Raw genomic sequence first — 18,917 nt, 5'->3', positions numbered from 1 at the left:
AGCCGGATCAGGGCTGTCCGGGGAACGCGGTGGTCGCCGGGGTGATACCGGCCGCCGCCTGCCAGACGGCTCGCCGCCCGGCCGATTCGGTGAGCGCTTCCAGGCCGGTGCGCCGGATGAGCTCGGTACCGGCGTGTTCGATCACCGCGCGCCAGGCCACGGCCGTATCGGTTTCCACCACCACGGCCAGCCGCGCGGCCGACGCCGGGTCGGTGACCTCGACGGGCACCGTGTAGGCGGGCTCGGGAGGTGGCGCGGCGGCCCCGTCGCCGGTGAGGAGATCGACGGTGCCGTCCCGGCGGGCGCGGTGCGCGGCGGTGTGCTCGTTGACCGTGCGCCGCAGCTCCGGGCTCGAATGGGCGGCGATCAGGCCGTAGGCGTAGACCGCCGCGTATTCGGCCTCGAGGGCGTCGCGCAGCGCCTGCTGTTCCTTTCCGCTCATACCAGCAGCACCCCCACCTGGACCGCGCAGGCGGCGCTGATCGAGGCGAGCAGCCCCGCCCGGTAGCCGGACTGGGTGACGGCGAGATCGGACGCGGCCCGCTGCGAGGACGTCAGCTGATCGCGCAGCGCGGCGATACTCGGCGGCGCGTCCGGGGCCGCCGTCGTGGTGGGCGCCGGGGTGCGTACGGCGGGGGTCGTCCCGTCGCCGTAGACGCCGATCGCCCGATCGATCTCGGTGCGCAGCGCCGCCGCGTGCGCGGTGCGTTCCGCGGCGATGACGGTGAGCGCGTCCGTGCGCTGCGGTTCGATCGCGATGGCGGCGGTGGCCGCCGCGGCATCGCTGCGTGCCGAGAATTCTTGGGCGACCAGCACATCCGGCTCGGTGATCGGATCTTCCGCGCAGGCGACCAGGGCGCCGACGGCGAACAATCCGACCGTGCCGCCGCCCGCGACCCGTAGCGCGGTACGGCGATTCATCCGGCGGGCGCTGCCCGCCCGGTCGGGGGAGGGGCCGCGGGGACACCCGGCCGCGGGCCGGTCGGTAACGCGCTCGGTCACCGGACCATCGTGCCAGACCGGAGGCGCCCTCCGGCTGCGGGCACCACCGCGCGGACTTACCGCCGACCGCTGGTCCTTTACCTTCTCCGGGCGCGTTACGCTAGGTCACCGGCACAGAACATTTCCGTCCGCGTGACAACTGAACCAGGAGCTGCCCATATGCCCATGCCGACCGAGGAGAGGGTGAGCCGGCTCGTCGCCGGACTCGTCGCCGGTCGAGGATTCGATCTCGAGGGTGTCGAGGTTTCGACCGCGGCGGGACAGACCCGGGTACGGGTTATCGTGGACAGTGACCGCAGCGCCGATCTGGACACCATCGCCGAACTCAGCGCGCAGGTGTCGGCTTGCCTGGACGACGCGGACGACGAATTCGAGGCCGCCCGGTACCTGCTCGAGGTGACCACTCCCGGAATCGACCGCCCGCTCACCGCCCCCCGGCACTGGCGCCGGGCTCGCGGTCGGAAGGCCGAGATCACCTTGAAACCGGGCGTCGCACCGCCGGAGCCCGGTCTGCCGACGCGCTTCACCGCCCGGATCGGTGACCTCGACGACGACCGGATCGCGCTGGTACTGAGTGGTAAGCCCGGACCGCGCCTGGCGAGCGTCGGTCTGGTGGATATCGCGCGCGCCGTGGTGGAGGTGGAGTTCTCCCCGCCGAATGCGCGCGAACTCGAACTCGCCGGGGGCGTCGCCGCCGGCCGCCCACCCGCGGGAGTGGACGCCGCGGAGCCCACCGGAACTGCTGTCGCCGCGTCCGATTCGACCGAAGGGACCATGGAATGAACATCGAAATCGAAGCCCTGCGCGCCATCGTGGCGGATAAGGGGATATCGATCGAAACCGTGATCTCCGCGATCGAATCCGCGCTGCTCACCGCCTACAAGCACACCGAGGGCCACCAACCCAACGCCCGGGTCGAGATCAATCAGCGCACCGGAGTCGTGCGGGTGCTGGCCACCGAACTCGACGCCGACGGCAATGTGATCTCCGAATGGGACGACACCCCCGAGGGTTTCGGCCGGATCGCCGCCACCACGGCGCGTCAGGTCGTCCTGCAGCGGTTGCGGGACGCGGAGAACGAGAAATCCTTCGGCGAGTTCTCGACCCATGAGGGCGATATCGTCGGCGGCGTGGTGCAGCGTGACGCGCGCGCCAATGCCCGCGGCACGGTGGTGGTGCGGATCGGTAGCGAGTTGCACGGGACCGAGGGTCTGATCCCGTCCGCCGAGCAGGTGCCCGGCGAGAGCTACGAGCACGGCGACCGGATCAAGTGCTACGTGGTGGGGGTGTCGCGCGGCCCGCGTGGCCCGCAGATCACGCTGTCGCGGACCCATCCCAATCTGGTCCGGCGCCTGTTCGCGCTGGAGGTGCCCGAGATCGCGGACGGGTCGGTGGAGATCGTGGCGGTGGCCCGGGAGGCGGGGCACCGGTCCAAGATCGCGGTGCGCTCCACGGTCTCCGGGGTGAACGCCAAGGGCGCCTGTATCGGTCCGATGGGGCAGCGGGTGCGCAATGTGATGAGCGAACTGGCCGGCGAGAAGATCGACATCATCGACTACGCCGACGATCCGGCGACCTTCGTCGGCAATGCGCTCTCGCCGTCGAAAGTGGTTTCCGTCACAGTTGTGGACCCGGACGCCCGGGCTGCCCGGGTGATCGTCCCGGATTTCCAGCTCTCGCTGGCCATCGGCAAGGAGGGGCAGAACGCCCGCCTCGCGGCCCGGCTCACCGGCTGGCGGATCGATATCCGCAGCGACGCGGCCCCGGACGCCGGGGGCGCGGTGCGAACGGAGGCGCATCGCCGGTGACACCCGACCCCGAATCGGCGTCCGCCCGGCCGGCGACCCGCGACCAGCGAACACGCCGCGTGGACTCGGTCCGCGCGACGTCATCGGGGGCGGGGTTGGAGGGCACGCAGCGGTCAGCGGTAGAGTGGTACGAGGTTCGGTCCGAGTCTTCGGTTACCGACCGCGAACGCGGCGATGAGTCGGCGGCGCTCCGGCGCCCGGTGGCTCCGGTGCGAACGTGTGTCGGTTGCCGGAAACGCGAACCGGCCCCCGAACTGCTGAGGATCGTGGTGTGCGGATGTTCGACCGGCGACGGTACGGACACTGTCACGATCGTTCCCGATCCACAGCGCAGACTTTCCGGGCGGGGTGCGTGGCTGCACCCCTTTTCGGCTTGTCTGAGCACAGCGGTCCGGCGCCGAGCGATCGGCAGAGCACTACGAGTGTCCGGACATCTGGATATCTCAGCCGTGGAGCAACACCTCGAGAACAGGCACGAGCACTCATGAGCACACCGTGAAGTACCAACGATGAACGTCCATCGGAGTTAACCCGAGGTCGTGCGGGTCCCCGCCAGCAGGCGGGCGGCACTGCTCGACCTCTCAGTGAGGAGAGCAGTGGCAGGCAAGGCCCGCGTGCACGAGTTGGCAAAAGAACTCGGTGTCACGAGTAAAGAACTACTCGCGAAGCTCAAGGAGCAGGGCGAGTTCGTGAAGTCTGCGTCGTCGACGGTGGAGGCACCCGTCGCGCGCCGGCTGCGCGAATCGTTCGCGGCGAAATCCGCCCCGGCGAAATCCGGATCCAACGGATCCAAGACCACCGCGCGCCCCGGTCCCTCGGGTGCGGCTAAACCCGCGGCGCCCGGCCCGCGTCCCGGACCGCGGATCCCCGCGGCCCCGAGTCCGGCCGATAGCGCGCCGACCGCCGAGTCCACCGTGGCTCCGGCCGCCGGTAACGCCCCGAAACCCGCGGGTCCGCGTCCCGGCCCCGCGGTGAAACCGGGTCCGGCGCCCGCCCGGGAGCCCGAGCGTCCCCAGGCCCAGGCCCCCGCGGCCAAACCGGCCACCCCCGGCGCGCGTCCGGCGGGCAATGCCCCGCGTCCCGGTCAGCCGCGTCCGGCCGCTACCGGCCAGAGCCCGGCCCGGCCGGGCCCGAAGCCCGGCCCCAAGACCCCGCGCGTCGGCAACAACCCGTTCTCGTCGGCGCCCGAGCGTGAGCGTCCGTCCCCGCGTCCGCAGCCGGGCCCCCGCCCGACCCCGGGCCAGGGCGGCCCGCGTCCCGGTCCGGCGCAGGGCGGTCCGCGCCCGCAGGGCGGTCCCCGTCCCGGCCAGAACGCCCCGCGTCCCGGCCCCGGCGGTGCCCGTCCGGCGGCCGCTCAGGGCGGTCCCCGCCCCGGTGGTCCGCGTCCGAGCCCCAACTCCATGCCCCCGCGTCCGACCCCCGGCGCGATGCCGCAGCGTTCGGCCCGCCCGGGCCCGGCCGCCGGTGGTCGTCCCGGTCGTCCCGGTGGCGGCCCCGGTGGCGGCGGTGGTCGTCCCGGTGGCGGCGGCGGCGGTGGTTACCGCGGTGGTGGCGGTGGCGCCCCCGCCGGTACCGGTGCTCCCGCCGGTGGTGGCGGTTTCCGTGGTCGTCCCGGTGGCGGCGGTGGCCGGCCGGGCGGTCCCGGTGGCCGTGGCGGTGCGGCCGGTGCGTTCGGCCGTCCCGGTGGCGCGCCCCGGCGCGGTCGCAAGTCGAAGCGGCAGAAGCGCCAGGAATACGATTCGATGCAGGCCCCGTCGGTCGGCGGCGTGCGGTTGCCCCGTGGCAACGGTGAGGTGATCCGCCTCGCTCGCGGCGCGTCGCTGTCCGATTTCGCGGAGAAGATCGACGCGAACCCGGCCGCCTTGGTCCAGGCCCTGTTCAACCTGGGTGAGATGGTCACCGCGACCCAGTCGGTCAACGACGAGACCCTCGAGCTGCTCGGCGGCGAGATGAACTACGTCGTGCACGTGGTCAGCCCCGAGGACGAGGACCGCGAGCTGCTGGAATCGTTCGACCTGACCTACGGTGAGGACGAGGGCGGCGAGGAAGACCTCGAGCAGCGTCCGCCCGTGGTCACCGTCATGGGCCACGTCGATCACGGTAAGACCCGACTGCTGGACACCATCCGTAAGGCGAATGTCCGCGAGGGCGAGGCCGGCGGTATCACCCAGCACATCGGCGCCTACCAGGTGCTCACCCATCTGGGCGACGACGACCGGCTCATCACCTTCATCGACACCCCGGGTCACGAGGCGTTCACCGCCATGCGTGCCCGCGGTGCGAAGGCCACCGATATCGCGATCCTGGTGGTCGCCGCCGATGACGGCGTCATGCCGCAGACGGTGGAGGCGATCAACCACGCGCAGGCGGCCGACGTGCCGATCGTGGTGGCGGTCAACAAGATCGACAAGGAAGGCGCGAACCCGGAGAAGATCCGGCAGCAGCTGACCGAATACAACCTGGTGGCCGAGGAGTACGGCGGCGACACCATGTTCGTCGACATCTCCGCCAAACAGGGCACCAATATCGACGCCCTGCTGGAGGCCGTGCTGCTCACCGCGGACGCCGCGCTCGACCTGCGGGCGAACCCGGAACAGGACGCCCAGGGTGTGGCCATCGAGGCGCATCTGGACCGCGGTCGCGGCCCGGTCGCCACGGTGCTCATCCAGCGCGGCACGCTGCGGGTCGGCGATTCCATCGTCGCCGGCGACGCCTACGGCCGCGTCCGCCGGATGGTCGATGAGCACGGCGTTGATGTCGAGGCGGCCCTGCCGTCGCGGCCGGTGCAGGTGGTCGGTTTCACCTCGGTGCCCGGCGCCGGTGACAACCTGCTGGTGGTGGACGAGGACCGTATCGCCCGCCAGATCGCCGACCGGCGCAATGCGCGTAAGCGCAACGCGCTGGCCGCGCGTAGCCGCAAGCGCATCAGCCTGGAAGATCTGGATGCCGCGCTGAAGGAAACCAGCGAGTTGAACCTCATCCTCAAGGGTGACAACTCCGGTACCGTCGAGGCGCTCGAAGAGGCCCTGCTCGGGATTCAGATCGACGACGAGGTCCGGCTGCGGGTCATCGACCGCGGTGTCGGTGGTGTCACCGAGACCAACGTGAACCTGGCGTCGGCGTCGAACGCGATCATCATCGGGTTCAATGTCCGGGCCGAGGGCAAGGCGACCGAACTCGCCAACCGCGAAGGCGTGGATATCCGGTACTACTCGGTGATCTACCAGGCCATCGACGAGATCGAGAGCGCGCTCAAGGGCATGCTCAAGCCCATCTACGAAGAGGTGGAGCTGGGCCGGGCCGAGATCCGCGCCATCTTCCGCTCCTCGAAGATCGGTCTCATCGCCGGCTGCATGGTCACCTCGGGCAGCGTCAAACGCAATGCCAAAGCTCGTCTGCTGCGCGACAACGTGGTGATCGCCGAATCCACGACGATCAGCTCGCTGCGCCGGGAGAAGGATGATGCCACCGAGGTTCGCGAGGGCTTCGAATGCGGTATGACGCTGACCTACTCCGATATCAAGGAAGGCGACATCATCGAGGCCTACGAGTTGCGCGAGAAGCCGCGCGACTGAGCTGATACGGACCGGGCGGACTTCCACCGCCCGGGTCCGGCCATCGATATCGGCACAGCGGTGCACCGGCCCGGTGGCCGGTCCCGCCGGCCGGAATGTCGCGATAACCGGGAGGTTGCGTGTACCTGGGTGCACTCGAATTCGACATCCTGCTGGGTGATGTGCACTCGTTGAAGGAGAAGCGTTCGGTGATCCGGCCGATACTGGCCGAACTCCAGCGCTTCGGGGTGAGCACTGCCGAGGCGGGGGAACACGACCGATACCGCCGCACCCTGCTCGGGGTGGCGATGGTGTCGGCCGGAATGGACCATCTGACGGCCGTGCTGGATCGATGCGAACGGCATGTCGCGGCACGTCCGGAGTTACAGTTGCTGGCAGTACGCCGGCGCGTCTTCGGACCCGAGGACTGACCGGCCGCGAGTGATATCAGCGGTGGCCGCGGTCCGTGCGGCAAGTATCGCGCGGACCGTCCCACCGTCGCTGAACAGGGAAAGGAGCGGCCATGGTGGATCAAGCCAGGGCACGCCGGCTCGCCAAGCGGATCTCCGCGATCGTGGCCACGGCAATCGAATACGAAATCAAGGATCCGCGGCTGCGTTTCGTTACCGTCACCGATGCGCGGGTGACCGGCGATCTGCACGACGCGACGATCTTCTACACGGTGATGGGTGAAACCGTCGACGCCGAACCCGACTACGACGCCGCGTCCGCCGGCCTGGAGAAGGCCAAGGGGGTGCTGCGGTCGAAGGTGGGTGCGGGTACCGGGGTGAAGTTCACTCCCACGCTCAGCTTCGTGCTCGATACCGTGCCGGACGCGGCGCGGCAGATGGAGAATCTGCTGGCGCGGGCGCGGGCCGCCGACGACGAAGTCGCCCGGGTGGCCGCCGAGGCCACCCCGGCGGGCGACGCGGACCCGTACAAAACACCCCGCGACGACGACTGAGTCGCGGCCGATATGACCACAACCGGTGCCGCGGTCGACTTCACCGCGGCCGTCGGGGCGCTGAACAGCGCGCGCTCGGTAACCGTCCTGTGCCATATCCAGCCCGATGCCGACACCCTCGGCAGTGGTTTGGCGCTGGCCGCGGTACTGGATCGCCGCGGCGTGCCGGTACGGGTGTCGTTCGCCGAACCGGCCGAACCGGCGGCCGGACTGCGTACCCTGCCGGGGATGCGCTTCCTGGTGCCGCCCGGCGAGGTGCCGGCCGAGGTGGATCTGCTGGTCACGGTGGACTGCGGCAGTGCGGGCCGGCTCGGCGCACTCGCCGACCGGCTGTCCGGGGCGTCACGCACGCTGGTGATCGACCATCATCGGTCCAACACCCGGTTCGGGGAGATCAACCTGATCGATCCCGACGCCGTATCCACCGCCAGTGTCATCACGGCCCTACTGGACGCCTGGGGCGAGCCGATCGACGCCGGGATCGCCCACTGCCTGTTCGCCGGGCTGGCCACCGACAGCGGGTCGTTCCGCTGGGTGACCCCCGGGACCCACGCGCTGGCCGAACGGTTGCTGGCCACCGGTATCGACGGCGCCGCCATCACCCGCACCCTGATGGACACCCATCCCTTCGCGTGGTTGCAGATGTTGTCGACGGTGCTCGCCTCGGCCCGGCTCGATCGCGCGGCGCACGGCGGAACCGGGCTGGTCGCGGCGTTCGTGCTGGCCACCGATCTCGCGGAGGTGCGGCAGGAAGAGGCCGAAAGTGTGGTCGATATCGTGCGCGCGACCGCGGAGGCCGGGATCGCGGCGGTATTCAAAGAGGCCCGGCCGACCGATGAGCGACGCCGCTGGACGGTATCGCTGCGGTCCAAGGACAGCGGTCCCGGAACCGGTGACGGCGCCGATGTCGCGGCTGTGGCCGCGGGTCTCGGCGGCGGCGGTCATCGCTACGCGGCCGGATATACGACCTACGGTGAGCCGGCGGACATCCTGGCGCAGTTGCGCACCGCGCTGGGCTAGGCGTACCTCCGCGTTCGCTACGGCCGTGCGCGTTTTGCGGATGGGCTTCGCCCAGCGGCGCCATCAGGGTGCGCGCCGCTCGCGACAGTTGAGAAGGCGCCCCGCGGCGCGACCCGGGGCCGCCGGGCGCGCTCGCACGGGGCGAGTACGGACGGGAAGCCGACGATGCACACGGAGTTGACCGGGCCACCGGCCCCGGCGGTGGAGGCCGGGCCCCGGCGGATCCTGGGTCTGGCGCTGCCGACCCTGGGCGTGCTGGTGGCCGAGCCGATCTACCTGTTGTTCGATCTCGCCGTGGTGGGCAGGCTGGGGGCGCTGGCGCTCGCCGGATTGGCCGTCGGTGGCCTTATCCTCGCCCAGGTCAGTTCGCAGCTGACCTTCCTCGCCTACGGGACGACCGCTCGCTCGGCGCGGCGGCACGGGGCGGGGGACGAGCCGGGAGCGGTCGAGGAGGGCGTCCAGGCGAGCTGGCTGGCCGGCGGTATCGGACTGGTGATCGTCCTGGCGGTTCAGGTGGGCGGGGTACCGATCGCCGGAGCCGTCGCGGGGGACGCGGAGATCGCGGCCGAGGCACTGGCCTGGTTGCGGATCGCCCTGTTCGGAGTGCCGCTGATCCTGCTGTCCATGGCCGGGAACGGGTGGATGCGGGGGGTGCAGCAGACGCGGCGCCCGCTCACCTATGTGGTGCTCGGACTGGGCCTGTCGGCGGTGCTGTGTCCGCTGCTGGTGCACGGACTCGCCGGGCTGCCGCGGCTGGGACTGCCCGGGTCTGCGGTGGCCAACGTGGTGGGTCAGGCGGTGACGGCCGGGTTGTTCCTGGGTGCGCTCGCCCGGGCCCGGGTGCCGCTCGCCCCGCGGCTGCCGGTGATGCGGGCCCAGCTGCTCCTCGGCCGTGATCTGATCGTGCGCAGTCTCGCCTTCCAGATGTGTTTCGTCTCGGCCGCCGCCGTCGCGTCCCGGTTCGGGGCGGCGTCGGTGGCGGCACATCAGCTGGTCCTGCAACTGTGGAATTTTCTCGCCCTCACCCTGGATTCGCTGGCCATCGCGGCGCAGACGCTGGTGGGATCGGCGCTGGGCGCCCGGAACGCGGCGGGCGCGCGGGCGGTGGCCCGCCGGGTCACCGGCTGGTCGGAGGTGTTCGCGCTGGGCCTGGCCGCGGCCTTCGCGGCGGGCGCGGTGCTGATTCCGCCGCTGTTCACCACCGATGCCGCGGTTCTGGACCGGACCGGCGTCGTGTGGTGGTACTTCGTGGCCATGATCCCGGTGGCCGGTGTGGTCTTCGCGCTGGACGGGGTGCTGCTGGGCGCGGGGGACGCCGCCTATCTGCGCACCACCACCCTGGGGGCCGCCCTGGTCGGTTTCCTGCCGGCGATCTGGCTGTCGCTGGCCCTCGATTGGGGGATCGGCGGAATCTGGTGCGGCCTGATCGCGTTCATGCTGTTGCGGCTGGCGGCGGTGAGTGCGCGGGCGCTCTCGGGGCGCTGGATCCGTGTCGGTGCCGAAATCCCGTCGTGAACGGGTGGCCGGGTACAGAGGTGCCGGGCGACGCAGGCGATATGCGAAGGTGGGTGTGGTGATACCCAAGTTGATGGCGGTGAGCGATATCCATGTCGGTCACCAGGGCAACAAGCCGGTGGTCGAGGACATCCGTCCGGATTCCCCGGAGGACTGGCTGATCGTCGCCGGCGATGTCGCCGAACGCAGCGACGATATCCGCTGGGCGTTGAAACTGCTGCGGGAGCGGTTCGCCACCGTGATCTGGGTGCCCGGCAACCACGAACTGTGGACCACCGCCAAGGACCCGGTGCAGATGCACGGGGTGGCGCGCTACGACTACCTGGTCTCGATGTGCCGGGATCTGGACGTGCTCACCCCGGAGGACCCGTTCCCGGTGTGGACCGGCGCGGGCGCCGAGGCCCACGGCGGCGCGGTGACCATCGCTCCGCTGTTCCTGCTCTACGACTACTCGTTCCGGCCCGAGGGCGCCCGCACCAAGGCCGAGGGATTGGCGATCGCGCGGGAGCGCAATGTCGTGGCCACCGACGAATTCCTGCTGTCGCCGGACCCTTACCTCACCCGCGACGCCTGGTGCGAGGCCCGGCTGCGGGCGACCCGGCGCCGGCTCGACAATCTGCCCGAGGGCACCCCGCTGGTCCTGATCAACCATTTCCCGCTGCTGCGCGAGCCCACGGATATGCTCTGGTACCCGGAGTTCGCGCTGTGGTGCGGGACCGAGCAGACCGCCGACTGGCACACCCGCTACAACGTGCTCTGCGCCGTGTACGGGCATCTGCACATCCCGCGGACCACCTTCCACGACGGGGTCCGGTTCGAGGAGGTCTCGCTCGGCTATCCGCGGGAATGGCAGAAGCGCGGTAAGCCCGACAACCTGCTGCGCCAGATCCTGCCCGACCCGAAGTACGCCCCGGGCGATCTGAACGAATGGGGCGGCCATTTCCGGGTGACGCCCGAGATGGCGGCCGCCGCGGCGGAGATGCGGGCCAAGGCACAGCGCCGGCGGGGGCTCGACTGAGGTGCCCGGCCGTACCCCCGGGTTCCCGGCAGCGCCGCGCGCGGGCAGTAGGCGGTGTGCCCGGCGTCGCCGGGTGCGCACCCAGTAGGCTCGGCGACGATGATCGAGACAATCCTGCCCGCCGATGTCGCCTCCGCCGAGTTGTTCGACTATCCGGAGGATCTGAAACCGCATCCCGCCGAGGAGCACCTCATCGCGAAATCGGTGGACAAGCGGCGACGTGACTTCATCGGCGCGCGGCACTGCGCCCGTCAGGCCCTGGCGCAGCTCGGCGAACCGGCGGTGGCGATCGGCAAGGGGGAGCGCGGCGCGCCGGTGTGGCCGCGTGGGATCGTGGGCAGCCTCACCCATTGCGACGGCTTCCGCGGGGCGGCACTGGCACACAAGATGCGCTACCGGTCGATCGGGATCGACGCCGAACCACATGACACCCTGCCCGAAGGAGTTCTCGATTCGGTGAGCCTGCCCGCCGAACGGGAATGGTTGCGCACCAGCGATTCCGCGTTACACCTCGATCGCCTGCTGTTCTGTGCCAAAGAGGCCACCTACAAGGCGTGGTTCCCGCTCACCACCCGCTGGCTCGGTTTCGAGGACGCGCACATCACTTTCACCGTGGACGAGGCCACCGACAGTACCGGCTCGGGGGCCTTCCGGTCGCAGCTGCTGGTACCCGGGCAGACCGGTGACGGCGGACTGCCGCTGACCTCCTTCGACGGACGCTGGCGGATCACCGGCGGTTTCATCGTCACCGCGATCGCGTACAGCTGATGGCGGATCTGCTGGGCGGTCTGCTGATCGTCGACAAGCCGGAGGGCCCGACCAGCCACGATATCGTGGCGAAATCGCGAAAACTGCTGCGCACCAAGAAGGTCGGGCATGCGGGCACGCTCGATCCCATGGCGACCGGGGTGCTGGTGCTCGGGGTGGAACGTGCCACCAAACTGCTGGGACTGCTCACCCTCACCACGAAGAGCTATACCGCGACCATCCGCCTGGGCCGGTCCACCACCACCGACGACGCGGAGGGTGAGGTGCTCACCACCACGGCGGCCGACGGCATCGACGACGCCGGGATCGCGCGGGTGGTCGCCACACTCACCGGTGAGATCCAGCAGGTGCCGGCCACCGTGAGCGCGATCAAGGTCGGTGGGGAGCGTGCCTACGCCCGGCATCGGGCCGGTGAAGAGGTGAAACTCGCGGCGCGTCCGGTCACCGTCTCCCGGTTCGAGGTGCTGGCGCGTCGCGACCTTCCGGACGAGGGCCTGGTCGATCTGGATGTGGTGGTCGATTGTTCGTCGGGCACCTATGTGCGCGCGCTGGCCCGCGATCTGGGTGCGGCGCTCGGAGTGGGCGGCCATCTGACCGCATTGCGGCGGACCCGGGTCGGGCCGTTCACGCTGGAGCACGCGCGCACGCTGGAGGAACTGGCCGAGGATCCACCGCCCGGTTTGGATATCGATGCGGCGGTGGCCCTGTGTTTCCCGCAGCGCACGATCGACGCCGCCGAGGCGGAGAAACTGCGGGACGGGCGCTGGCTGGATCCTGTGGGGACAGCGGGCGTATATGCCGCCCGCACCGCGGACGAGAAGGTGATCGCGCTGCTCCAGGAGAAGGGCAATCGTGCCTCGCCGGTGCTGGTGGTGCGCCCGCGGGGGCTGATCGACTGATCGCCCGGAGTCAGCCGGGGATCGGTTCGGCGGTGTACCGGCCGCGTAGCCGCTGGACCGCGTCGTCCATATGTTCACGCAGCAGCCGGTGTATCCGGGGCGCTGTGGCCGCCCCGATCGCCTCGCGCAACGCCACATGCTCCTGGGCCTGGACTCCCAGGTCCGGGTAAGTGGTCTGCAGGGCGCCCAGGCACATCCGGGTCTCGATCAGCAGCGTGCGCGCCGCCCGGACCAGCCGCGGGCTGCCGGCGGCCGCCACGAGCGCCTCGTGGAACTGCCGGTCGGCGTCGGAGACGCCCGCGGCGTCCCCGGCCTCGGCCCGGTCGACCATGACCTGCACGCTCGGAGCCAGTGCCGCGTAGGCGATCTCCCGGCGGCCGTCGAGGATGAGGGTGAGCGCTCCGCCCTCGATGGCGGTGCGGGCACGGTAGATATCGACGACATCGGCGAGGGTCAGCTCGATGACGAAGATGCCGCGATTGCGGATACTGCGCAGTAATCCCTCCGACACCAGGCGCTGCATGGCTTCCCGGACCGGCCCCCGGGAGACCCCGAACTGCGCGGCCAGATCGGCTTCGCCCAGCTGGGCGCCCGGTTCCAGACCGCCGCGCACGATCGCCTCGCGCAGTTTGTCCGCGATCACTTCGGCGGTGGACCGCTGATCGACCGGTTCGAAATCAACCACCGACATGTGCAGATCCTTCCGCGAACAATGCGCCCAGCGACGACGATATCGGGGTTGCGCCGATGAGCCGCAATCCTTCCCAGATGGTGACCTGGTTCGCGGTGAGCACCGGTTTGCCCAGCGCTTCTTCCAGCCTCGGCAGTACCTCGAGTGTGTGCATGGCGGTATCGGGGATCAGTAGCGCCTGCGCGTCGGGGTGGTCGTTGGCGACGGCGAGTTCGAGTACCTGTTCGGTGGTGAGCGTGCCGACCTCCGCCGCGGTTTCGATACCCGCGCTCCGGAACGCGACCACCGTGATCCCGGCGTCGGCCAGGAAATCGGCGAACAGCCGGGCGACCTCGTCGGGGTAGCTCGCCGCTACCGCCACCCGGTCCACGCCGAGCGCTCGGGCCGCCGAGACGAACGCGAAGCTGGTGCTGGAGGCGGGTACGCCCGCGGCTTCCGCCAGGCCGCGCACCTGCTCGCGGGCGCCGTCCGGGCCGAAGACGAAACTGCCGGAGGTGCAGGCCCAGACGACCGCGCCGGGTTGCTGTGCGGCGAGCTGCTCTGCCCCGTGCCGCAGTTTGTCCGGGCTGCCCAGATCCAGGAGTTCCGGGATCGCGTGCAGATCGGTGCCGTAGATATGGGCCACCGGCAGGCGGACGCCGAGCAGCGATTCCGCGCGTGGGTAGTCGTCCTCGGCGGCGTGGTCGGGGTAGATGAAACCGATCGTGGGTGCCGTCATGGGGTCTCCGTTCTCGAATCGGGCTCTATCGGGGGACGGCATATCTCAGAACACTTCCAGCAGCCATCGGCCGGGGCCCATCATGGGCAGTTTCATCCGGCCGAGACAGGCCCACATGGTGAGCTGGTTGGCGGTGAGGATCGGCTTACCCAGTGCCTTTTCCAGCGGTTCGATGATGTCGTAGGTGGGCAGATTGGTGCAGCTGACGAAAATGGCCTCGGCCTGCGGGTCGTCGGCGCCGATGATCCGTTCGGCGATGGTGCGGTAGTTGACTTTCCAGATACCGCCGCCCAGGCCCAGGTGTTCGGAGCGGACCACCGTGCAGCCGGCCTCGTCGAGGAAATCGCGTAGTTTTCCGGTGAGCACTTCGTCGTAGGGGGTCATGATCGAGATCCGGCCGATATCGAGATGCCGGACGGCCTCGAGCAGCGCGCCGGAGGTGGTGACGGCGTTCGCGGCGCCGGCGCGGCAGATGGTGTCGCGCAGCGAGCGTTCGTACTCGATGCCCTTGATGAAACTGCCCGAGGTGCACAGGTAGGCGACGACCTCGGGTTCGACGTGCAGCACATTGCGCGTCGCGGCCGTCAGATGCACCGCGTCGGAAACCAGTTCGGCCATGGCCAGCGAGACAGGTACCGGTTCGTACGGTGTCCGCGCCAGGTGCAGGCTCACCTCCAGCGGTGCCCAGCGCCAGAGTTCGCGCTCGAGCGCCAGGTCGAACGGTGCGATGACACCGATGCCCCGCTGCGCGACCGGGCCCTCCATATCAGGAAAATCGAACTCCACTGCGGCCCCTCTCGCACTCAGCCGGGAAGACCTCCGAGAACGATCGGATTGTTGACAATCATACGATGTGACCATATCGTGTCAATATGGAATCGGGACCGATTGTCACCGTTGTGCACAGTGGCCGTCCGCCCGATCCGGCCCTCATGGCGCCGGTGAGTGCGCGGGCCACGGTGCGGTACACCGACTCCGCCGGATTGGCGGACGCGCTGCCCGGCGCGCAGGTGCTCTTCGTCTACGACTTCCAGACGCACGCGCTGCCCGACGCCTGGCCCGCGGCCGACCGGCTGCGGTGGGTGCACGTCGCCGCGACCGGTGTCGATACCGTGCTGTTCCCCGAACTGCGCGACAGTGACGTGGTCGTCACCAATACCCGGGGCGTCTTCGACACCGCGATCGCCGAATACGTTCTCGGGCAGATCCTGGATTTCGCCAAGGATCTCACCGGCTCCCACCGGCTCCAGCAACGGCAGGTCTGGCGGCACCGTGAATCCGAGCGTATCTCGGGCGCCACCGCGCTCGTCGTCGGCACCGGGGCGATCGGCCGGGCCATCGCCGGACTGCTGCGTGCCGCGGGGATGCGGGTACGGGCGGTGGGCCGCCGGGCCCGCCACGACGATCCGGATTTCGGTGTCGTGAGCACCGACCTGTACGCCGAACTACCCTGCGCCGACTACGTGATCGCCATCGCCCCGCTCACCGACCGCACCCGGCATATGTTCGACGCCCGCGCGTTCGGCGCCATGAAACCCCACGCCCGGTTCATCAATGTGGGCCGCGGCGAACTCGTGGTGACCGACGACCTCGTCGCCGCCCTGCGTTCGGACGGAATCGCCGGCGCCGCGCTGGACGTGGTGGACCCGGAACCGCTACCGTCCGGCCATCCACTGTGGACCCTGCCCACCGCGCGGATCACGCCGCACAACTCCGGGGATTTCATCGGCTGGCGTGCCGAGATGGTCTCCGCGTTCGCCGCCAACTTCGACCGCTGGTCGGCCGGCCGTCCGCTGGACAATGTCGTCGACAAAACGCTCGGGTACGTGCCCGGCTGAAGGAGGGCCTCAGATGAGCCGACCCGAGACCCCGCGACCAACCGACCCCGTCGAGATGACCGCGGTGGAACTGGTCTCGGCCTATGCCGCCGGGATCCTGTCCCCGGTCGAAGCGACCGAGGCCGTGCTCGCCGCCATCACCGCCCGCGATCCCGGTATCAACGCCTACTGCCTCGTCGACCCCGACCGGGCGCTGGTGCAGGCCAAGGATTCCGAGGCCCGCTGGCAGTCCGGGCACGTCCGCGGCCTGCTCGACGGGGTACCCATCTCGATCAAGGACATCTTCCTCACCGAGGGCTGGCCCACCCGGCGCGGCTCCCTGAGTATCGGCCCGGAAGGCCCGTGGCCGGTGGACAGTCCCGTCGCCGCCCGGGTACGGGAGGACGGCATGGTGATCGTCGGTAAGACGACCACACCGGAGATCGCCTGGAAGGGCGTGACGGACAGCCCGCTCACCGGAATCACCCGCAACCCCGTCGACCCCACCCGCACCGCGGGGGGATCCTCCGGCGGCAGCGCCGCGGCGGTCGCCGCCGGAATGGGTCCGGTCTCGGTCGGCACCGACGGCGGCGGCAGCGTGCGGATCCCGGCCGCGTTCTGCGGCATCGTCGGATTCAAACCCACCCACGGCCGCATACCGCTGTACCCGGCCAGCCCGTTCGGCCCGCTGGCCCACGGCGGGCCGCTGACCCGCACGGTCGAGGACGCGGCACTGCTGCTCGATATCCTCGCGCTCCCGGATCCGCGCGATCCCACCGCGCTCGCGCCCACGCTGACCACGTTCCGCGGCCAGATCCAGCGCGATGTCCGCGGCGTCACCGCCGCCTATTCGCCGACGCTGGGCTATATCCGGCCCGATCCGGAGGTCGAGGCGATCGTGTCCGCGGCCGTGCACGCGCTCGAGACCGCCGGGTTGCGCGTCTCGGCCGCCGATCCCGGCTTCCCCGATCCGCGCGACGCCTTCGATGTGATGTGGGCGGCGGGCGCCGCGGCGATGCTGGCGAACTTCCCGGCGGGTGCGCGCGAGAATGCCGACCCCGGCCTGCGGCGGGTCTGGGAACACGGTGAAACCCTCACCGCGACCGACTATCTCGACGCGCGCGCGGTCGCCGCCCAGGTGGCGATCACCATGGGGACGTTCCACACCGCCTACGACATCCTCCTCACCCCCACGGTCCCGATCACGGCGTTCGAAGCCGGCCACGACGTGCCGCCCGGCAGCGATATGTCGGACTGGCCGGATTGGACGCCCTACACATATCCGTTCAATCTCACCCAGCAACCCGCGCTCAGCATTCCGGCCGGGCGGACGAGCGACGGCATGCCGGTCGGGCTACAGATCGTAGGACCCCGGCACTCCGACGACCTGGTGCTGGCGATCGGGCGGTACGCGGAGGCGGTACTGGCCGGGCTCTGAGCGGACGGGGTCGCCCCGCCGGCGCGATGCCGGTGCGGCGGGCGCCTCGCCTGCCGGACGGTGCGGCGCGCTCGTCGGAGGCGTCGGTTCGTATCGCGCCCGAGGACGGATATGCGTGCCGGTCAGGGTATTCCGGTCGACGTGCTCCCGGGCGTGGTCCGCTCGTCGTAGGTTCGGCGTGCCGCGGCGATGGTGTGGTGGTAGCGGTCGGCCCAGTCCGTCAGGGTCAGCAGGGCCTGATAGAGCTCGCGCGCCATCGCTGTCGCCTCGTACTCGGTCCTGGGTGGGATCGTGGGGTAGACCGTGCGGGTCAGCAGGCCGTCACGTTCGAGAGCGCGCAGGGTCAGCGTGAGCATTCGCCTGCTGACGCCGTCGATCTCGCGTTCCAGCTCGGTGAAACGCATTGGTCGCCGGGTGGTCAGGAGCAGGATGCCGATCGCCCATTTGCCGCTGACCCGGTTCAGGACTTCCAGCACCGAACATGCCCGATCCAGGGACGGGTCCCGGGAGTCGCCGGCGCCGACGGCCGTGGCCTGCACTGGAACATCGCTGTGCCTCTGGAACACGAATGTGCCTTCTTCCACCCGGAACGACGGTGACAGATCATGTTTTCAGTAACAATCCGGGCGCCAGCGAAGGGGTCACCATGACCGATATCGAGCAAGCGCGGTACGAACCGGGTCGAGGCGCGTCACCGACCCGACTGTCGGCCGACCGGCTGGACAGTTTTCTCGCCACCCATCGCATGGGAGCGCTGGCCACCAACAAACGCGACCGGCATCCGCACCTCTCGACCGTGGCCTACCGATGGGACCCCGCACCGCGCACGATTTCGATCGGCTCGACGGCCGGCCGCGCGAAAGTACGCCAACTCATCCGGGACCCGTACGCCGCGCTCTATGTGAGCAGCCCGGACCATCTCACCTTCGCGGTGGCCGAGGGCACCGCGGAGGTCTCGCCGGTGAGCACGATCCCGGGAGACGCCACCGGCCGCGAAATGCTCACCATGTTCCCTGAATTCGATAATCCCGACGATGCGCCCACCTTCTTCGCGAACATGGTCGAGGACGATCGGCTGGTCATCAGGCTTCGAGTCGCCCGACTGTACGGCGACACCCTTTCCCCCGACCGCCGACCGTGACCGGCCCGCGGCTCTGGACACCGGGCCCGCAGGGTTTCAGCCCCGGGCGAAGGCGAGCGTTTCCCCGGCGACGCCGTGCAGCCACAGCGTGTTGCAGGTGGCGGCCAGTTCCGGCAGTCCCTCCTCGATGGTGGCGAAGACATTGCCGGGCACCCAGCCCAGATCGCCGTTGATGAGCAGGTTGTTGCGGCCGTAGAACAGGGCGAGATCGGTGGCGCCCTGTTCGTGATGGGCGGTCGACCCCGGTTCGTACCCGTAGGCGGGATTGCCGATCTCCCAGGGTTCGAAGTCGAACAGGCAGACGTCACCCGGGATCGGGGTGACCGTGGGGTTCTCCCGGTGCGGGGCGCCGGGGATCCGGGGCACCAGCGTGTACAGCTCGTTGCGAGCGTATTTGGCGTGGAAGGCATTCCCTTCCTGGGGGAGGGCCTCCCATACCGCGGCGCAGGTGCGCGGCGCTTCGTCGTCGAGCAGGCGGGCGCGGCAGGTGAGTCCGGTCTTGGTGAGGGTGATCGTGAGGTAGCGGGCCATCGATCCGTCCTGGGCGTCGTACGGGTGGGGTCG

21 protein-coding genes are annotated in these 18,917 nt (G+C 70.0%); 14 read left to right on the top strand and 7 right to left on the bottom strand.

Annotated features, from left to right (window positions below; translation table 11 throughout):
• Positions 1-7 precede the first annotated feature (7 nt).
• Both IG75_RS0114145 and IG75_RS0114140 read right to left on the bottom strand, forming a co-directional pair.
• The gene (locus tag IG75_RS0114145) at positions 8-442 is read right to left on the bottom strand and encodes a ferritin-like domain-containing protein (protein ID WP_030521723.1); all 435 of its coding nucleotides are present in this window, start codon (positions 440-442) and stop codon (positions 8-10) included.
• A complete protein-coding gene (locus IG75_RS0114140; protein WP_307687565.1) occupies positions 439-1,002 on the bottom strand; it encodes a hypothetical protein in 564 nt (187 codons plus the stop codon). Before IG75_RS0114140 ends, IG75_RS0114145 begins: the two co-directional genes overlap by 4 nt.
• A gap of 159 nt (positions 1,003-1,161) precedes the next feature.
• Between IG75_RS0114140 and rimP the strand changes: the two genes are divergently transcribed.
• The 11 genes from rimP (at position 1,162) to truB (ending at position 12,548) form a co-directional block, all read left to right on the top strand.
• Complete coding sequence (gene rimP / locus IG75_RS0114135; RefSeq protein WP_030521721.1) at positions 1,162-1,785, top strand: ribosome maturation factor RimP; 624 nt, start codon at positions 1,162-1,164, stop codon at positions 1,783-1,785.
• The gene (nusA, locus tag IG75_RS0114130; RefSeq protein ID WP_030521720.1) at positions 1,782-2,810 is read left to right on the top strand and encodes a transcription termination factor NusA; all 1,029 of its coding nucleotides are present in this window, start codon (positions 1,782-1,784) and stop codon (positions 2,808-2,810) included. The genes rimP and nusA overlap by 4 nt, the downstream gene beginning before the upstream one ends.
• The gene (locus tag IG75_RS40755; protein ID WP_345703659.1) at positions 2,807-3,298 is read left to right on the top strand and encodes a YlxR family protein; all 492 of its coding nucleotides are present in this window, start codon (positions 2,807-2,809) and stop codon (positions 3,296-3,298) included. The genes nusA and IG75_RS40755 overlap by 4 nt, the downstream gene beginning before the upstream one ends.
• A 108-nt stretch (positions 3,299-3,406) precedes the next feature.
• Positions 3,407-6,385 carry a translation initiation factor IF-2 gene (gene infB, locus IG75_RS0114125; protein WP_030521719.1) on the top strand — a complete coding sequence of 993 codons (2,979 nt, stop codon included), beginning with the start codon at positions 3,407-3,409 and terminating at the stop codon, positions 6,383-6,385.
• Positions 6,386-6,504: 119 nt separating this feature from the next.
• A complete protein-coding gene (locus IG75_RS0114120; RefSeq protein WP_030521718.1) occupies positions 6,505-6,795 on the top strand; it encodes a DUF503 domain-containing protein in 291 nt (96 codons plus the stop codon).
• Positions 6,796-6,887: 92 nt separating this feature from the next.
• On the top strand, positions 6,888-7,328 hold the full coding sequence (gene rbfA, locus IG75_RS0114115; RefSeq protein WP_030521717.1) for a 30S ribosome-binding factor RbfA: 441 nt from the start codon (positions 6,888-6,890) through the stop codon (positions 7,326-7,328).
• A gap of 12 nt (positions 7,329-7,340) precedes the next feature.
• The gene (locus tag IG75_RS0114110) at positions 7,341-8,348 is read left to right on the top strand and encodes a DHH family phosphoesterase (protein ID WP_030521716.1); all 1,008 of its coding nucleotides are present in this window, start codon (positions 7,341-7,343) and stop codon (positions 8,346-8,348) included.
• Between the two features lie 165 nt (positions 8,349-8,513).
• The gene (locus tag IG75_RS0114105) at positions 8,514-9,863 is read left to right on the top strand and encodes an MATE family efflux transporter (protein WP_030521715.1); all 1,350 of its coding nucleotides are present in this window, start codon (positions 8,514-8,516) and stop codon (positions 9,861-9,863) included.
• Between the two features lie 58 nt (positions 9,864-9,921).
• Positions 9,922-10,881, top strand: a complete 960-nt coding sequence (locus IG75_RS0114100; protein ID WP_156058934.1) for a metallophosphoesterase family protein — start codon at positions 9,922-9,924, stop codon at positions 10,879-10,881.
• Positions 10,882-10,980: 99 nt separating this feature from the next.
• The gene (npt, locus tag IG75_RS0114095) at positions 10,981-11,649 is read left to right on the top strand and encodes a 4'-phosphopantetheinyl transferase Npt (protein WP_030521713.1); all 669 of its coding nucleotides are present in this window, start codon (positions 10,981-10,983) and stop codon (positions 11,647-11,649) included.
• Positions 11,649-12,548, top strand: a complete 900-nt coding sequence (gene truB / locus IG75_RS0114090) for a tRNA pseudouridine(55) synthase TruB (RefSeq protein ID WP_030521712.1) — start codon at positions 11,649-11,651, stop codon at positions 12,546-12,548. Before npt ends, truB begins: the two co-directional genes overlap by 1 nt.
• 10 nt (positions 12,549-12,558) lie before the next feature.
• Here truB and IG75_RS0114085 read toward each other — a convergent pair whose 3' ends face one another.
• The 3 genes from IG75_RS0114085 to IG75_RS0114075 are packed head-to-tail and all read right to left on the bottom strand — an operon-like array spanning position 12,559 to position 14,722.
• Positions 12,559-13,239, bottom strand: a complete 681-nt coding sequence (locus tag IG75_RS0114085) for a GntR family transcriptional regulator (protein ID WP_030521711.1) — start codon at positions 13,237-13,239, stop codon at positions 12,559-12,561.
• Complete coding sequence (locus IG75_RS0114080; protein ID WP_030521710.1) at positions 13,226-13,957, bottom strand: maleate cis-trans isomerase family protein; 732 nt, start codon at positions 13,955-13,957, stop codon at positions 13,226-13,228. Before IG75_RS0114080 ends, IG75_RS0114085 begins: the two co-directional genes overlap by 14 nt.
• 45 nt (positions 13,958-14,002) lie before the next feature.
• The gene (locus tag IG75_RS0114075; protein WP_210436807.1) at positions 14,003-14,722 is read right to left on the bottom strand and encodes a maleate cis-trans isomerase family protein; all 720 of its coding nucleotides are present in this window, start codon (positions 14,720-14,722) and stop codon (positions 14,003-14,005) included.
• Positions 14,723-14,829: 107 nt separating this feature from the next.
• Between IG75_RS0114075 and IG75_RS0114070 the strand changes: the two genes are divergently transcribed.
• Together IG75_RS0114070 and IG75_RS0114065 are read left to right on the top strand one after the other, a co-directional pair.
• The gene (locus IG75_RS0114070; RefSeq protein ID WP_030521708.1) at positions 14,830-15,795 is read left to right on the top strand and encodes a D-2-hydroxyacid dehydrogenase; all 966 of its coding nucleotides are present in this window, start codon (positions 14,830-14,832) and stop codon (positions 15,793-15,795) included.
• Positions 15,796-15,808: 13 nt separating this feature from the next.
• The gene (locus IG75_RS0114065) at positions 15,809-17,212 is read left to right on the top strand and encodes an amidase (RefSeq protein ID WP_081876861.1); all 1,404 of its coding nucleotides are present in this window, start codon (positions 15,809-15,811) and stop codon (positions 17,210-17,212) included.
• A gap of 122 nt (positions 17,213-17,334) precedes the next feature.
• Here IG75_RS0114065 and IG75_RS0114060 read toward each other — a convergent pair whose 3' ends face one another.
• Positions 17,335-17,778, bottom strand: a complete 444-nt coding sequence (locus IG75_RS0114060) for a winged helix-turn-helix transcriptional regulator (protein WP_081876916.1) — start codon at positions 17,776-17,778, stop codon at positions 17,335-17,337.
• A gap of 29 nt (positions 17,779-17,807) precedes the next feature.
• Here IG75_RS0114060 and IG75_RS0114055 point away from each other — a divergent pair, with 29 nt between their 5' ends.
• Positions 17,808-18,353 (top strand): pyridoxamine 5'-phosphate oxidase family protein, encoded by a 546-nt coding sequence (locus tag IG75_RS0114055; RefSeq protein WP_210436806.1) that lies wholly within the window; start codon positions 17,808-17,810, stop codon positions 18,351-18,353.
• 36 nt (positions 18,354-18,389) lie between these two features.
• On the opposite strand, the gene IG75_RS0114050 is transcribed toward IG75_RS0114055, so the two are convergent.
• Positions 18,390-18,884: a DUF3830 family protein gene (locus tag IG75_RS0114050; protein WP_030521704.1), complete on the bottom strand. Its 495-nt coding sequence runs from the start codon at positions 18,882-18,884 to the stop codon at positions 18,390-18,392.
• Positions 18,885-18,917 lie beyond the last annotated feature (33 nt).

The organism is Nocardia rhamnosiphila NBRC 108938, assembly GCF_000720425.1.
Classification (GTDB): Bacteria; Actinomycetota; Actinomycetes; order Mycobacteriales; family Mycobacteriaceae; genus Nocardia; species Nocardia rhamnosiphila.
Note: the sequence above shows the minus strand (reverse complement) of the source record. Positions and strands in the feature narration are given on the sequence as shown.

Coding starts and splice junctions, on each gene's coding strand:
- IG75_RS0114080 (WP_030521710.1), bottom strand. CDS start 13,957: ATGACGGCACCCACGATCGGTTTCATCTACCCCGACCACGCCGCCGAG.
- IG75_RS0114050 (WP_030521704.1), bottom strand. CDS start 18,884: ATGGCCCGCTACCTCACGATCACCCTCACCAAGACCGGACTCACCTGC.
- truB (WP_030521712.1), top strand. CDS start 11,649: ATGGCGGATCTGCTGGGCGGTCTGCTGATCGTCGACAAGCCGGAGGGC.
- npt (WP_030521713.1), top strand. CDS start 10,981: ATGATCGAGACAATCCTGCCCGCCGATGTCGCCTCCGCCGAGTTGTTC.
- IG75_RS0114065 (WP_081876861.1), top strand. CDS start 15,809: ATGAGCCGACCCGAGACCCCGCGACCAACCGACCCCGTCGAGATGACC.
- IG75_RS0114070 (WP_030521708.1), top strand. CDS start 14,830: ATGGAATCGGGACCGATTGTCACCGTTGTGCACAGTGGCCGTCCGCCC.
- rbfA (WP_030521717.1), top strand. CDS start 6,888: ATGGTGGATCAAGCCAGGGCACGCCGGCTCGCCAAGCGGATCTCCGCG.
- rimP (WP_030521721.1), top strand. CDS start 1,162: ATGCCCATGCCGACCGAGGAGAGGGTGAGCCGGCTCGTCGCCGGACTC.
- IG75_RS0114145 (WP_030521723.1), bottom strand. CDS start 442: ATGAGCGGAAAGGAACAGCAGGCGCTGCGCGACGCCCTCGAGGCCGAA.
- IG75_RS0114110 (WP_030521716.1), top strand. CDS start 7,341: ATGACCACAACCGGTGCCGCGGTCGACTTCACCGCGGCCGTCGGGGCG.
- IG75_RS0114105 (WP_030521715.1), top strand. CDS start 8,514: ATGCACACGGAGTTGACCGGGCCACCGGCCCCGGCGGTGGAGGCCGGG.
- IG75_RS0114085 (WP_030521711.1), bottom strand. CDS start 13,239: ATGTCGGTGGTTGATTTCGAACCGGTCGATCAGCGGTCCACCGCCGAA.
- IG75_RS0114075 (WP_210436807.1), bottom strand. CDS start 14,722: ATGGAGGGCCCGGTCGCGCAGCGGGGCATCGGTGTCATCGCACCGTTC.
- nusA (WP_030521720.1), top strand. CDS start 1,782: ATGAACATCGAAATCGAAGCCCTGCGCGCCATCGTGGCGGATAAGGGG.